This is a genomic window from Sphaerisporangium aureirubrum (genome assembly GCF_042658925.1).
In the GTDB taxonomy this organism is placed as follows: domain Bacteria; phylum Actinomycetota; class Actinomycetes; order Streptosporangiales; family Streptosporangiaceae; genus Sphaerisporangium; species Sphaerisporangium aureirubrum.
Map to the genome: position 1 here is coordinate 26838 of NZ_JBHSRF010000025.1, position 13820 is coordinate 40657.

At 72.9% G+C, this 13820-nt stretch carries 13 protein-coding genes; 4 read left to right on the forward strand and 9 right to left on the reverse strand.

Annotated features, from left to right (window positions below; all coding sequences use genetic code 11):
* Window positions 1-7: 7 nt before the first annotated feature.
* Window positions 8-1123: a glycoside hydrolase family 53 protein gene (locus ACFP1K_RS18400; protein WP_380754619.1), complete on the forward strand. Its 1116-nt coding sequence runs from the start codon at window positions 8-10 to the stop codon at window positions 1121-1123.
* Between the two features lie 685 nt (window positions 1124-1808).
* Here ACFP1K_RS18400 and ACFP1K_RS18405 read toward each other — a convergent pair.
* From ACFP1K_RS18405 to ACFP1K_RS18415, 3 genes are all read right to left on the reverse strand, one after another.
* The gene (locus ACFP1K_RS18405; RefSeq protein ID WP_380754622.1) at window positions 1809-2546 is read right to left on the reverse strand and encodes a VOC family protein; all 738 of its coding nucleotides are present in this window, start codon (window positions 2544-2546) and stop codon (window positions 1809-1811) included.
* 676 nt (window positions 2547-3222) lie between these two features.
* Complete coding sequence (locus ACFP1K_RS18410) at window positions 3223-5292, reverse strand: serine/threonine protein kinase (RefSeq protein WP_380754624.1); 2070 nt, start codon at window positions 5290-5292, stop codon at window positions 3223-3225.
* A 314-nt stretch (window positions 5293-5606) separates the two neighbouring features.
* Window positions 5607-6770: a S8 family serine peptidase gene (locus ACFP1K_RS18415; protein ID WP_380754627.1), complete on the reverse strand. Its 1164-nt coding sequence runs from the start codon at window positions 6768-6770 to the stop codon at window positions 5607-5609.
* Window positions 6771-7013: 243 nt separating this feature from the next.
* Between ACFP1K_RS18415 and ACFP1K_RS18420 the strand changes: the two genes are divergently transcribed.
* Genes ACFP1K_RS18420 through era form a run of 3 tightly spaced genes read left to right on the forward strand, consistent with a single transcriptional unit; the run spans window position 7014 to window position 8985 of the window.
* Window positions 7014-7661 carry a hypothetical protein gene (locus ACFP1K_RS18420; protein WP_380754629.1) on the forward strand — a complete coding sequence of 216 codons (648 nt, stop codon included), beginning with the start codon at window positions 7014-7016 and terminating at the stop codon, window positions 7659-7661.
* Between the two features lie 55 nt (window positions 7662-7716).
* A complete protein-coding gene (locus ACFP1K_RS18425; RefSeq protein WP_380754631.1) occupies window positions 7717-8055 on the forward strand; it encodes a cytidine deaminase in 339 nt (112 codons plus the stop codon).
* Window positions 8056-8064: 9 nt separating this feature from the next.
* A complete protein-coding gene (gene era, locus ACFP1K_RS18430; protein WP_380754634.1) occupies window positions 8065-8985 on the forward strand; it encodes a GTPase Era in 921 nt (306 codons plus the stop codon).
* 72 nt (window positions 8986-9057) lie between these two features.
* Here era and ACFP1K_RS18435 read toward each other — a convergent pair whose 3' ends face one another.
* The 6 genes from ACFP1K_RS18435 to ACFP1K_RS18460 are packed head-to-tail and all read right to left on the reverse strand — an operon-like array spanning window position 9058 to window position 13632.
* Complete coding sequence (locus tag ACFP1K_RS18435) at window positions 9058-9798, reverse strand: urease accessory protein UreD (protein WP_380754636.1); 741 nt, start codon at window positions 9796-9798, stop codon at window positions 9058-9060.
* Entirely contained in the window at window positions 9799-10497 is a 699-nt protein-coding gene (gene ureG, locus ACFP1K_RS18440; RefSeq protein WP_380754640.1) for an urease accessory protein UreG, read from the reverse strand. It lies immediately after the preceding gene.
* Complete coding sequence (locus tag ACFP1K_RS18445) at window positions 10487-11236, reverse strand: urease accessory protein UreF (protein WP_380754642.1); 750 nt, start codon at window positions 11234-11236, stop codon at window positions 10487-10489. Before ACFP1K_RS18445 ends, ureG begins: the two co-directional genes overlap by 11 nt.
* Before the next feature lie 2 nt (window positions 11237-11238).
* A complete protein-coding gene (locus tag ACFP1K_RS18450) occupies window positions 11239-12963 on the reverse strand; it encodes an urease subunit alpha (protein WP_380754646.1) in 1725 nt (574 codons plus the stop codon).
* Window positions 12956-13321 (reverse strand): urease subunit beta, encoded by a 366-nt coding sequence (locus tag ACFP1K_RS18455; protein WP_380754649.1) that lies wholly within the window; start codon window positions 13319-13321, stop codon window positions 12956-12958. The genes ACFP1K_RS18450 and ACFP1K_RS18455 overlap by 8 nt, the downstream gene beginning before the upstream one ends.
* A gap of 8 nt (window positions 13322-13329) precedes the next feature.
* Entirely contained in the window at window positions 13330-13632 is a 303-nt protein-coding gene (locus ACFP1K_RS18460) for an urease subunit gamma (RefSeq protein ID WP_380754651.1), read from the reverse strand.
* Window positions 13633-13820: the final 188 nt, after the last annotated feature.

Below are 13820 nucleotides of genomic sequence, written 5' to 3' on the forward strand. Positions count from 1 at the left end.
GGTCACGATGAAACGAACCATCGCAGCCCTGCTGTGCGGAGCGGCCCTCGCGCTGCCCGCCATCCCCCCACCCGCCGGGGCCGCGAGCACGGCACTGGCCCCCCTGTCCATCAGGGGCGCCGACGTGTCCAGCCTGCCGAAGTCCGAGGCGTTCGGCGGCCGATGGCTGGACGCGGGCGGCACCCGCCGCGACGCCCTGGCCATCCTCAGGGACAGCGGCGTCAACACCATCCGGCTGAAGGTCTGGGTCAACCCGGCCGACGGCTACAACAACAAGTCGCGGGTGCTCGCCATGGCCCGCCGGGTCAAAGCACTCGGCATGGGCCTGCTCGTGGACTTCCACTACTCCGACAACTGGGCCGACCCCGGCAAGCAGTACAAGCCCGCCGCCTGGACCTCGTACAACTTCACCCGCCTGCGGCAGGCCGTGTACGACCACACCTACGACGTGCTGAACGGCCTCAGGTCACAGGGCACGGCGGCCGACATGGTGCAGGTCGGCAACGAGATCAGCTCCGGGATGCTGTGGGAGGACGGCCGCAGCTCCAACTGGGGCAACCTGTCCCAGCTGCTCATCTCGGGCACCAGCGCCGTCCGCACCGTCTTCCCCTCTGCCAAGATCATCCTGCATCTGCCCGACGGCGGCGACAACGCCCTCTACCGCTGGTGGTTCGACAACGCCCGCTCCCGCGGCGTCCCGTTCGACATCATCGGCTTCTCGTACTACCCCGTCTGGCACGGCACCCTCGCCGCCTTCCGCAGCAACATCAACGACATCACCGCCCGCTACGGCAAGCCGGCTCTCGTCGTGGAGACGGCCTACCCCTTCACCGCCGGCAACGACGACTTCCTGGCCAACGTCGTCGGCGGCTCCGAGCCCTACGCCGGCTACCCCGCCACCTCGGCGGGCCAGACCAACATGCTCCGCGCCGTGAAGGACGTGGTAGCCGCCGTCCCGAACGGCCGCGGCCTCGGCGTCGTCTGGTGGGAGCCCACCTGGACCGCCGTCCGCGGCAGCGGCTGGGACCCCACCGACCCCAACTCCGGCAACGCCTGGGAAAACCAGGCCCTGTTCGACTTCAACGACCGAGCCCTCCCAGCCCTAGCCGAACTGGGCCGCTGACCCCACTCCCACAGGCCTAAACGGCCGACCCCGGCCGCCCCTGACCCGCACCACTCCCGCCGTACCAAACGGCTGCCCCGGGCCGCCACCCCGCACCACCCCCACGGGCGGCCGAACCGGAGCCGCCAACCCCGCACCACTCCCACAGGCGGCCGAACTGGGCCGCCACCCCGCACCGCCCCCGCCGTACTGGCCACGCGTCGCGGATCGGCGCCGGTACGGCGGGACGTGGTACGGAGAATTCGGCGCCGTGGTACGGCGGGAAACCCGTGGTGTGCACGGCGCCGGGTGAAATGGTCCTTGCGGAGGACGCGCTTCGCGCGGAAGCCGCAAGGGCTGTTCTCATGCGGGGGATACCCCCGCACCCCCGGCCCTGCCGGGCTCGTCGTTCCCGCCGCACCCAGCCGAGACGTGCCCCATGCCACCCAAAAGCCTTCCCGGCGGGCGGGCTGACCGGGACTACTTCGGTGTGCTCCATCTTCCGTCCGTCGATGGGAGCCCTGCTCCGGGTCTCGGGACTATCCGTGTCAGCGCCGGTAACAGGGCGGCGCGGGAACTCGTTGTCGGCGACTCTGCTGGCGAGTTGGGTGGCCTCGGTGGAGGCGTGGCCGAGGCGGCAGACGACTTCAATGGGGACGACGTCATTGATGAGTTCGGTGGCGGAGCAGGGCGGGGAGGCTCCGCGTCAGGCCGGGCCGAGGATGCAGAACTCGTTGCCTTCCGGGTCGGCCAGAACCTTCCATGGGACGTCGCCCTGGCCTACGTCGACGAGCGTCGCGCCGAGGGCCGCAAGCCGGGCCACCTCCGCTGCTTGACCGTCAAGGGGGTAGGGCAGCAGGTCGAGATGGACGCGATTCCACGTGTCCTTCAGGTGGGGCGTGCGGAGGAACTCCAGATACGGGCCGACACCCTTGGCGGAACGCAGCAGCGCATGATCGTCGCTCACCTCGTGCGGGGTCCAGTCCATCGCCTCGCCCCAGAACCGGGCCATGGCCCGCGGGTCCACGCAGTCGACGACCACCGCGGCGATCGGCCCGGTGTCCCGGTAGTTCTCCCGAGGTTCCAGGACGCAGAACAGGTTGCCCTCCGGATCGGCCAGAACCGTCCACGGGACGGCGCCCTGCCCCACATCCGCGGGCGTCGCGCCGAGCTCCTTCAGACGCGCGACCAACTCCGCATGATGGGCCGCAGAGTTGGTCGCGAGTTCGATGTGCGCGCGGTATTTCACTGTCTCGGGGTCCGGAACGGCGATGACATCGATGCTGACGGCATCGAGGACCGGCCAAGCGGAACCCACAGGCTTAGCACTGGTCGCACCGGTCCCCTCACTGGAAACACCCCAGCCGAGTGCCTCCGCCCAGAACCGGCCCACCGCCGAGTCATCCCGGGCTTTGAAGTTCACCTGAACAAGTTGCAGCGCCATGCCGCAGACCCTATGCCCAAGGGATGAACCGACGGTCGAGACCGCCGAATTCGGACGGGCAGCAGGAAACCGCTCGCAACTTCCCGCCACACTGGGGTGGGAGGCCATGGCCACACGTCGCGTGACTGTCAGAAACGACCCTTCCCCGAGCAAGATGGGAAGGCGCCTGCGCATCGGGTTGCCCGCCGTAAGACGGCGCCGGTTTCGCCGTACGTGGACCCGGCCGTGTCGGCGCCGGAGAAGTGACCCCATAGATGGGGCGCGGGAGGCACGTCTGCGCCAAGGGTGCTGGGCACGTCTGGGCCAAGGGTGCTGGGCACGTCTGGGCCGGAGCGCGGGGTGCGGGGTGTGGTGGGACACGATGAGCCCGGCAGGGCCGGGGGTGCGGGGGTATCCCCCGCATGAGAGCAGCCTTTGCGGCTTCCGCGCGAAGCGCGCCCCCTCGCAAGGACCATTTCCGTGGGCGCCTGCGCACACCGGGTTGCCCCGCTGTGAACGGCGCTGGTTTCGCCGTGCCTGGATCCGGCCGTGTCGGTGCCGGAGACGCGTGACGAAGTGGATGGTGCGGGAGGCACGTCTGGGTGCCTGCGTACATCGGGGTGCCCGCAGTTAGCGGTGCCGGGTTCGCCGGTACATGGGGTCGGCCGGGTCGGGGTTCAGGGTGGGGCGGGGGGTGTCAGCCGCAGTTGCCGAAGGGGACGGTGGTGGAGGCGGCGCCGGCGGTGCCGGTGAAGCGGACGCATTTGCCCTTGGCGGTTTGGATCACTGGGCCGGCGTAGTAGGCGAAGGAGCCCTTGTCGGTGATGGGGGCCGAGCCCTGGATCTCCAGGGTCGCGGACACCGGGGTGGCGACGCCGATGTTGGCGGTCTTGAGGGTGACCACGCAGTTGGCGCCGGTCGTGGTGTCGTACAGCTGGTAGGTGGTGCCGCCGCTGAAGGTGCTGGAGCGCTGGACGTAGAAGGCGCTGCCCTTGCCGGCCGAGTTGCACACTCGCTGCGGGTTGTACGGGTTGGTGCCCACGGGCTGGGTGCGGGGCAGCGAGTACGACGGGCGGGCGGTGGTGCGCGGCGGGGCGGTGATCGTCCGGGTCACGGTGGGCCTGGGCGGGGCCGGGTGGGTGCCCGAGGGGGTCGGCCGGACCGTGCGGGACACCGTGGGGCCGGGGGTGGCGGTCCGGGACACGCTCGGCTGCGGGGTGGCGGGTCCGGACGCGGTCGGCGTGACGGTGCCGCTCGGCGTCGGCGTCCCGCCAGCGGTCGGGGTGCCACCGGGGGTCGGAGTCCCGCCGGGAGTGGGGGTGCCGCTGAGGGAAGGGCTCGGGGTGCCGTTGTCCGGGGTGGGTGTGCCCGGGGCGCTGGGGGTTCCCTCGGCGGACGGTGACACGGTCACGGTGACCGTGGGGGCCGGGGTCGGGGTGGCCGGGCCGGTCGGGGTCGGCACGGGGGTGGGGGCCGAGGTCGGTACGGCGGGCGGGGTGAACTGAGGGCCGGGGGAGATGGTCGGGACGGACGGGTCGTCGCCGATGTCCAGCGGGTAGACGCCGGACTGGGACGGCCCGGGAGTGACGGCCCACGGGACCGTGACCTGGGCCCGCGGCGCGGAGGTGCCGCCGACGCCGCTGGTACCGCCGGTGTCCGCGGCGCCGTCGCCGGCCGCCGACCCCCCGGCGGCGTCGCCTTCCGCGGCCAGCCGCCCGATCTGCTGCGGTGCCGAGTAGTGGCTCGCGCCCCACAGCCCGAGCCCCGACAGCCCGACCACGAGGCCGAGCCCCGCGGCCAGCCCCACCGGGAACCGTCCGCCGATCTTCTTACGCGTGATCGTCGTCGCGGGCTCGTCCGTACCGGTCACGGCGACGGGCGCCGCCTTCTCCGCGGGCGCCTCCTCGGTGGGCAGCGCCGGAGCCCCCCACACCTGGGCGGGAGCCTCCTGCGTGGGCACCGCCCACACCGCCCCCGCCTCTTCGTTCTCCACCGGCGGCACCACGGCGGCGGGACCGCCGGGAACGGCGGGCAGCCCACCGGACGCCGGAGGCGCGGGCCGGGTGACCCCGGTCACCTCACCGGCGGGCGCCACACCCGGCTGCGGCCCGGCGGCGCGGTCCTGGCCGAGGAGCCAGAGCATGGCGCCCTGCGCGGTGGGCCGGTCCGCGGGAGCGGGCGCCAGGCAGGCGGCCACCACATCGCGCAACGGAGCGGGGAGGACGGTCAGATCGAGGCCGGGCACACCGGACGGGGTGGTCCCGGTCGCGGCGTAGGCGAGCGTCGCGGCCCAGGCGTGGACGTCGTCCGCAGGGGTGCCGGGGACGGGGAGGCCGGGGGAGGGGAGGGCGAAGTCGGTGACGCGGGGGCCGTCCGGGGTCAGCAGGATGTTCTCGGGGCCGAGGGCGCGGTGGGTGAGGCCGGCGAGGTGGACGGCGGTGAGGGCCGTGAGGGCGCCGACGGCCAGGCGCTCCAGGGGGTCGCCGGTCAGCGGGCCGTCCGTCTCGACGGTCTCGCGCAGGGAACGGCCCTCGACGTGCTCGCGGACCACGTACGGCCGGTCGCCGTCCCAGCCGGCGTCCACGACGCGCACCGTGTACGCGCTGGACACCCGCCGTGCCGCGGAAAGGTCGTCGAGGACGGCCGCGCGCGTCGCCGCGTCGGCGCCGGGACGCGGGGGAAGGGACGTGACGACGAACAACCGGTCCGCCGCTTCGCCAGCTGCCGCGGTGCTCCCGGTACCGGCCGGAACCGGAGTCACGCTCACCCGGCCGAGGTAGGCGATGCCGCGGGGACCCTGTCCAAGGCGTCCAAGCAGGGAGTATTCGCCTATTATTTGGGGGTCCCCCGGCATTAGTGCCTGCATGTCCCTTTGCCTTCCCCTGTGGATCACACAATCTCCGCAGCACATGACACCACAGGAACAAGTAACATTCCGGATATTTAGTCACTTGTGTAGCACCTGTTACGGTCTTGTTGATCTACCGGCGAGTAACGGGCCAAGACCTGATCAGGCCTCATGAAATCGCGGCCCCAAGACGGCCGAGCGCCTTTTCGGTCGCCCGCGCACATCTCCCCAGGTCACTCGTCCGGCACGACCGCCCGCCCGGGCCGCCACCCCCGCCTGCGCCCGAGCGGCAGCACCAGGCTCACCCCGGTCACCAGCGCCGCCGCGCCGAGCGCGATCACCGTCACGCCGACCGACATCGAGATGGCCTCCCGGTCCGGCGGCACGGCCTTGCTCACCACGCCGGACGGCAGCGGCGGCGGCACCGGAGGCGCGATGGCGACCGCCTCCGACGGCAGGATCGCGGTGACCGCGAGCAGCGGATTCACCATCCCGGCCCCGTTCCCGGCCCCGGTGGCCCCGTCCGCGGTGACCTCGATGCGCCGCCGCACCCGCACGTTGTCCAGCTCGGGATGCCGGGCCCGCACCAGGGCCGCGACCCCGGCGACGTACGGCGCGGCGTAGCTCGTGCCGTCCAGGTCCTGGCGGTACGCGCCCCCGGGCCAGGTGCTGGTGACGTCCTGCCCGGGCGCGAGCACGGACACCGGTGTGGTGGCGTTGGAGAAGTCGGTGCGGTGCCCGTCCGGCCCGGCCGAGCCCACCGACAGCACGCCGGGGTAGGCGGCGGGGTAGGCGGGCGCGGAGGCGCCGTCGCCCGTGTTGCCGGTGTTGCCCGCCGCGGCCACGATGACGACGTCCCGGGCGAGGGCGTAGTCGACGGCGGCCTTCAGGTCGGGCTGGTCGTTGGTCTGGATGGACACGTTGACGACCTTGGCGCCGAGCTCGGCGGCCCGCACGATGCCCCGCGCGAGCAGCGCCACGTCGCCCCGCTCGTCGTTGGTCTGCTTGATGGAGATGAGCCGGGCCTTCGGGGCGACCCCGCTGAACGGGATCTCCGGCATGTCCGCCCCCGCGATGATCCCCGCCACCGCCGTCCCGTGCCCGAGGCAGTCCCGCGCCCCGGTCCCGGTGAGGTCGACCGCCTTGGCCACCCGCACCTGCGGATGCCGCGCGTCCACCCCGCTGTCGATCATCGCCACCGTGACGCCCTCGCCCCGGGTCAGCGGCCACACCCCGGTGAACGCCAGCCGCCGCTGCCCCCACGACTCCCCGACCTGCGTCCCGCCCCGCTGCGGCGCGCACCGCACCGGCGCCGCCTCCGCGAGCACGGGCGCCGCGCCCGGCCCCGCCGCCAGCGCCAGCGCCAGCCCGGTGGCGAGAACCCCTCGACCGCCCATGCCCCAGCCCCCTCACGCGAGCCGCACCGGCGCACGCCGTACGGGTCCGCCGCAGAAGCGTAGTGCGGCCGTCGCCCGTCCGGGGCGGGGACGGCGGCAAGCATCCACGCCGGGGCCGCGCGCCATGAAGATCCCAACAGCCGGTAAGCGTTGACGATCAACGAGGTTGCCGGGGGAGCGGCCGGGAAGTAACCCCTCGGCGGGAGCCGGGGAATCCCGCGTGCGGGATGTCGGGGGAGCGCGATGCGCGTCACTGGTGTGTTCCTGGTCTGCGCCCTGTTCGCCTGGGCCACGGCGGCCTGTGGCCCAGGCGACGGCGCGGCGGGCCCCGAGGAACTGGGCCGGGCCCGCGCCGCCGTGACCAGGCTGATCGACCCGAACGTCGACTTCGCCCACCGCGCCGACACCGCCTGGCACTCGCCCTTCCAGCCCGCCGAGCGGGACTGCGCCCGTCTCTTCGACCTCGCCGAGGGCAGGCCGGACGAGGAGGAACCCGCCCTCGCCGAGTCCGCCTCCTTCGAGGGCGACCACCTCGGCGAGACCGCGGGGGTCGTCCTCGCGGTCTATCCGGACGGCGACGCGGGCCAGGCCCTGCGCCACATCCGCGACCTGATCCGTTCCTGTCCCTCCGCCACTATGGACAGCGCGGGCCGCGGTGACCGCCTCGTCGCCTCCGGGCTTTCCCTGCGCCCCCTCGGCGACGGCATGGAGGCCCGCCGTTTCCGCGGCCGGGTGGGCGGCTACCCGTACGAGATGCACCTGGTCGTCGTGCGGACCGGCGACCTGCTCATCTCCCTGGTCCACACGGGCGTGGCCCACCTCGATCCCGCGCAGACCGAGCGCCTCGCCGAGTCCATCACGGCCGCCGTCCAGGAGCCCGCCGGCCAGTGATCCGGGTGGCGGGACGGTATGACGGCCGGGCGGGGGGGACCAGTAGCCTTGGCGCGTGAGCGAGAAGAGCCTCGATCCTGAGGACAGCAAGATCATTACGCTGGCGCGGGCGGTGCGGGCGCGGAACGGCACCGCCGAGGGGGCGGCCGTGCGGGACGAGACCGGGCGCACCTACACGGCGACGAACGTGGACCTGCCGTCCTTGAAGCTGACCGCGGTGCAGGTGGCGGTGGCGATGGCGGTGTCCGGCGGGGCCGTGTCGCTGGAGGCGGCGGCCCTGGTCACCGACGGTGAGGAGCCGTCCGACGAGGACACCGCGGTGATCGAGGATCTCGGCGGCGCGGTGCTTTTCCTGGCCGCGCCGGACGGCACCGTGAAGGGCCGCTTCATCTGATCCGGGACAATGGGGAGCGTGAGTTCCTCAGCCACTAAGTTCCGTGCCGGTTTCGCCTGTTTCGTCGGCAGGCCCAACGTGGGTAAGTCGACGCTTATGAACGCGCTGGTCGGCGCCAAGGTGGCCATCACGTCCTCCAAGCCGCAGACGACCCGCCGCGCCATCCGCGGCATCGTCCATCGGCCGGGCGCGCAGCTCGTCGTCGTCGACACCCCTGGCCTCCACCGGCCCCGTACGCTCCTCGGCGAGCGCCTGGACAGCCTGGTGCTGTCCACGCTGACCGAGGTGGACGTGATCGGTTTCTGCGTGCCCGCCGACGAGCAGATCGGCAGGGGCGACCGCTTCATCGCCGAGAAGCTCGCCGCCGTCAAGAAGACACCGGTCGTCGCCGTGCTCACCAAGTGCGACCTCGCCGACCGGGAGCAGATCGCGCGCCGGCTGCTCGCCGTGTCGGAGCTCGCGGACTTCGCGGAGATCATCCCGGTCTCGGCGGAGTCGGGGGACCGGCTCGACGTGCTCGCCGACCAGCTGATCGAACGGCTGCCGGAGTCGCCGCCGCTCTACCCGGACGGCGAGCTGACCGACGAGCCCGAGCAGATGCTGGTGGCCGAGCTGATCAGGGAGGCCGCGCTGGAGGGCGTGCGCGACGAGCTCCCGCACTCCATCGCGGTGGTCGTGGAGGAGATGGGCCCCCGCGAGGGCCGGGACGACCTGCTGGACGTGTACGCCCACATGTTCGTGGAGCGCCCTTCGCAGAAGGCCATCGTGATCGGCCCTAAGGGCGCGCGGCTGAAGGACGTCGGCACCCGGGCCCGCGCCCAGATCGAGGCCCTGCTCGGCACCCGCGTCTACCTGGACCTGCGCATCAAGGTCGCCAAGGACTGGCAGCGCGACCCCAAGCAGCTGCGCCGTCTCGGCTTCTACGACTGAGCCGTCTGAGCCGATTGAGCCGATTGAGCCCTCGCGACCGAGCCGCCTGGGAAGGCCCGGTCGTCTGAGCCGTCACGCCGGAGACGCCCGGCCCGCCTCGGCCTCCCCCCAGGTCAGCCTGGCCCGCAGCGCCGGGGCGTCCGGGGCGAGGGCGGAGACCAGGGTGCCGGGACCGGCGAGGGGCAGCACGGCGCAGCCCTCGGAGAGCAGCGGAGCCGCCGGGCGCACGCCGGTGAGCAGCACGCTGCCGACGCAGCGGGCGTCGCCGTACACCGCCGGGCTGCCGTCCACCGCGGGGTCGCCCACGGAGAGCTCCTGACGCAGCAGGGGCACGCCGCCGGCCGTGGCGTCGAAGCGCGAGCGGCAGGCGCCGGGGCGTTCGCCGTGCCGGCCGAACACGATCTCCTCCCGCCAGGACACCACCGCGTCCTCGTCCAGTTCCAGCCGTACGTCCATCCGGTGATCGCACCCGGCCGCGAGCACGGTGGGCTCGGGGGCGTAGCGCAGCACCGCCCCGGCGCCCACCCGGGCGCGCACCGTCACGCGGGAGGTGCCGGGGCCGGGCAGCACCAGGGTGCTCGCCACCGACGCGATCTCCAGCGTGGTCCCCGCGGCCACGTCGACCACCAGTTCCAGCAGGTCGCCGCCGAGCGGGCCCGCCGCGGTGGAGACCAGATGGACCCGCTCCGGCCCGGTCTGCCGCAGGGTCAGCGGCGGATCCGACCGGAGCGAGCGGAGCACGGTGCGCCCGCCGGCCCGTTCGGTGCCGACCACCGCCCGCGCCCGCAACGTACGCCGCTCGACCTGGAGCACTCAGGAACCGGAGGTCGGGACGGCGTGGCCGTGCGGCCCGGTCTGGGCGTGCGCCCAGGCCTGGGTGACCCCGTGGACCCACTCGGCCACGGCGTACACCTCCGGTACCTCACGGATCGAGGTGAACAGCACGGGTTTGCCGTCCCGTACGGCCGCCGCGTCCCTGGACATGACGGTCAGGTCGGCGCCGACGTGCTTGGCGAGGTCGGTCTTGTTGATGACCAGAAGGTCGGCGCCGGTGACCCCGGGGCCGCCCTTGCGGGGCACCTTGTCGCCGCCGGACACGTCCAGCACGAAGATCTGCTGGTCGGCCAGCCCTCTGCTGAAGGTCGCGGTCAGGTTGTCCCCGCCGCTCTCCACGATGACGAGGTCGAGCGGCCCGAAGCGTTCCTCCAGGGTCTCGATCGCGTCGAGGTTGGCCGCGATGTCGTCGCGGATGGCGGTGTGGGGACAGCAACCGGTCTGCACGGCGACGATGCGCTCGGGGTCGAGCACCCCCGCGCGGCGCAGGAAGTCGGCGTCCTCGGTCGTGTAGATGTCGTTGGTGACCACACCGAGGCGCAGAACCGGTCCGAGTGTGCGGCACAGCGCCGCGACCAGGGCGGTCTTGCCGCTTCCGACCGGGCCGCCGACGCCGAGGCGCAGTGCCCGGCCGTGCGGGTCGGGACGGTCGTGGCGGTCGTCGTGATTAGCTGACAAAGAGCCGTACCTCCGTGCGTAGGTGCTGTTCGGCCAGCAGATCGAGTGCGGGGGCGGCATGCGCGGGAAGCTCCTCCCACGCGGTGCCGGCGTGCCCCGCGCGGGCCACGCCTTCGAGCTCCGGCGCGAGGCCGGCGAGCACCCGGTGCACGACGACGGGGTCGAGCCCGAGCAGCCGGACCGCCGCGGTGGCGGGCCCGGTGATCGTGGTGTACGCGGACGCGAGGGCCGCGTCGTACGGATCGCAGCCCGCCGCCGCCGCGACGGCGCCGAGCGCGATCGGATGGTGCGTCCCCTCCGGCAGGGCCTTCGCCAGCGCGTCCAGCGCGGCCGAGGGCCAGATGCGCCGCGCGCTGCGCAGCAGCAGCCGCCCCTGGGTGCGGCTCGCGTCCCGCTGCGCGGGCGACGCCGTCCGCGCGTCCGCCTCGGCGTCCAGCTCCCGCCAGGCGCCTGCCGGGCCCTCGTCCGGTGCTTCCGCACGGCCCGGCCGTCCGGCACCGTCCGGCATTCCGGCGGGCTCCGAGGCGCCGTCCGGGTCCGATGCCGCCAGCGCGCACGCTGCCGCGGCGAGCGCCGCGGCGACCAGCCCGGTGGTGGCCAGGCGTCCGCGCAGGAACGCCGTCAGGTCGCCGGAACCGGTGATGGCACCGGTTCGCACCGCCTGTTCGGCGCCCCCCGAGTGGGCGTGGCCGCCGGCCGGGAGCCGGGAGTCGGCGAGGAGCAGCAGCGCCGCCGTCATGGTCAGAACAGGAAGTAGCGCTGGGCCATGGGGAGTTCCACGGCCGGGGCGGGTTCGATGAGCTCGCCGTCCACCCGGACGGCGAAGGTGTCGGGATCGACGTCCACGACGGGCAGAGTGTCGTTGTGCGGCATGAACGACTTCCCCCGCCGCCGCACGTCCGCCACCGGCACCAGCCGCCGGTCGACGTTGAGCCGCCCGGCCAGCCCGCCCTCCAGGGCGATGGGCGCCACGAAGTGCAGCGACGTCGCCGCGGCCGTCTTCGGCGCGGCGCCGAACATCGGGCGCGGCATCACCGGCTGCGGCGTGGGGATGGACGCGTTGGCGTCGCCCATCTGCGCGTACGCGATGACGCCGCCCTTGAGCACCACGTCGGGTTTCACGCCGAAGAACGCCGGTTCCCACAACACCAGGTCGGCGAGCTTGCCGGTCTCCACCGACCCGACGTGCGCGTCCAGCCCGTGCGCCACGGCCGGGCAGATGGTGTACTTCGCCACGTACCGCTGGGCGCGCAGGTTGTCGGCGGGCCCGTCGCCGGGCAGGGCGCCCCGCCGTTTCTTCATGACGTGCGCGGTCTGCCAGGTGCGGATCACCGTCTCGCCGATCCGCCCCATCGCCTGGGAGTCCGAGCCGATCATCGAGATCGCCCCGATGTCGTGCAGCACGTCCTCGGCGGCCATGGTGGACGGCCGGATCCGCGACTCGGCGAACGCGAGGTCCTCGGGTACCGCGGGGTTGAGATGGTGGCAGACCATCAGCATGTCGAGGTGCTCGTCCAGGGTGTTCACCGTGTGCGGGCGCGTCGGGTTGGTCGAGGACGGCAGCACGTTGCCGTACGAGGCGACCTTGATGATGTCGGGCGCGTGCCCGCCGCCCGCCCCCTCGGTGTGGTAGGCGTGGATCATCCGGTCGCCGATGGCCGCCAGCGTCGACTCGACGAACCCGGCCTCGTTCAGGGTGTCGGTGTGGATGGCCACCTGCACGCCGGTCGCGTCGGCGACCCGCAGGCAGGCGTCGATGGCCGACGGCGTGGTGCCCCAGTCCTCGTGCAGCTTGAACCCCGAGGCCCCGGCGCGCAGCTGCTCCAGCAGCGCCTCTTCGCTGACCGTGTTCCCCTTGCCGAGCAGGGCGACGTTGACGGGCATGCCGTCCATCGACTCCAGCATGCGGGCGAGGTACCACGTGCCGGTGACGGTGGTGGCCTTGGTGCCCTCGGCGGGCCCGGTGCCGCCGCCGATGATCGTGGTCACCCCGGCGGCCAGGGCCTCGTCCACGATCTGCGGGCAGATGAGATGGACGTGCGAGTCGATGGCCCCGGCCGTGAGGATCTTGCCGTTGCCGGACAGCACCTCGGTGGAGGGGCCGATCACCAGGTCGGGATGGACGCCGTCCATGGTGTCGGGGTTGCCGGCCTTGCCGATGGCGGCGATGCGGCCGTCCCGCACGCCGATGTCGGCCTTCACCACGCCCCAGTGGTCGAGGATCACCGCGCCGGTGATGACCAGGTCGGGGGCGCCCTCGGCCCGGGTCGCCCGGGCCTGTCCCATGGATTCGCGGATGACCTTGCCGCCACCGAAGACGACCTCGTCGCCCCCGCCGTCCTGGCCCCTGCTGAGGTCCTCCGACACTTCGACGAACAGATCGGTGTCCGCGAGACGGATCCGGTCGCCGGTCGTCGGGCCGTACAGGACGGCGTATCTCGGGCGTTCGATCGCCGGTTCAGGCATTCGCGTCCCCGTCCGCGCTGGTGGTCGATGGTTCGGTGGCGGGCGGTCCGTGGTCGAGCGGCCCGGCCCATTCGGGGCGCAGGCCGGGGACGACGCGGCGCCCGCCGATGGGCACGAGGGTGACGTCACGCTCGACGCCGGGCTCGAACCGGACGGCGGTGCCCGCGGGCACGTCGAGCCGCAGCCCCCACGCGGCGGAGCGGTCGAACTCCAGCCCGGGGTTGGCGGCGGCGAAGTGGTAGTGCGACCCCACCTGGACGGGCCGGTCGGCGGTGTTGACGACACGCAGGGTGACCCGCTCGAGTCCCGGGTTGAGCGGGACGGGCGGGCCGGTGTGCACGATCTCTCCGGGGATCATCGGCGTGTCTACTGGATCGGCCGGTGGACGGTGACGAGCTTGGTGCCGTCGGGGAACGTCGCCTCGATCTGCACCGATTCCAGCATCTCGGGGATCCCCTCCATGACGTCCTCGCGGCGGAGCACCTTGCGGCCCGCCTCCATCAGGTCGGCCACGCTGCGGCCGTCCCTGGCGCCCTCCAGCAGGAAGGAGGCGATGATCGCGGTCGCCTCCGGGTGGTTCAGGCGCAGCCCACGGGCTTGCCGGTCACGGGCGACACCCGCCGCTACATGGATGAGCAGGCGTTCCTGTTCGTGTGGGGTGAGCCGCATGGCCGGACCCTAGGCAACCGCGGTTTCGGTGACGTGACGTGGGGATTTCCGATTCGTGTCGGCCCCACCGGAGCCCTCTGTCACCATACTCCGCCCGGCCGCGCACTCAATTCACCAGAATCTTTCGCTATCGGTGAGAAATCCACGCGTGGCGTTTCCCCCATTCGGCCGGCGCGAAAACCCTTATG

Bases quoted from the DNA above. Each gene is read 5' to 3' on its own strand.
- era (WP_380754634.1), top strand. From the start codon at position 8,065: ATGGGGAGCGTGAGTTCCTCAGCCACTAAGTTCCGTGCCGGTTTCGCC.
- ACFP1K_RS18420 (WP_380754629.1), top strand. From the start codon at position 7,014: ATGCGCGTCACTGGTGTGTTCCTGGTCTGCGCCCTGTTCGCCTGGGCC.
- ACFP1K_RS18450 (WP_380754646.1), bottom strand. From the start codon at position 12,963: ATGCCTGAACCGGCGATCGAACGCCCGAGATACGCCGTCCTGTACGGC.
- ACFP1K_RS18400 (WP_380754619.1), top strand. From the start codon at position 8: ATGAAACGAACCATCGCAGCCCTGCTGTGCGGAGCGGCCCTCGCGCTG.
- ACFP1K_RS18460 (WP_380754651.1), bottom strand. From the start codon at position 13,632: ATGCGGCTCACCCCACACGAACAGGAACGCCTGCTCATCCATGTAGCG.
- ACFP1K_RS18445 (WP_380754642.1), bottom strand. From the start codon at position 11,236: ATGACGGCGGCGCTGCTGCTCCTCGCCGACTCCCGGCTCCCGGCCGGC.
- ACFP1K_RS18405 (WP_380754622.1), bottom strand. From the start codon at position 2,546: ATGGCGCTGCAACTTGTTCAGGTGAACTTCAAAGCCCGGGATGACTCG.
- ACFP1K_RS18455 (WP_380754649.1), bottom strand. From the start codon at position 13,321: ATGATCCCCGGAGAGATCGTGCACACCGGCCCGCCCGTCCCGCTCAAC.
- ACFP1K_RS18415 (WP_380754627.1), bottom strand. From the start codon at position 6,770: ATGGGCGGTCGAGGGGTTCTCGCCACCGGGCTGGCGCTGGCGCTGGCG.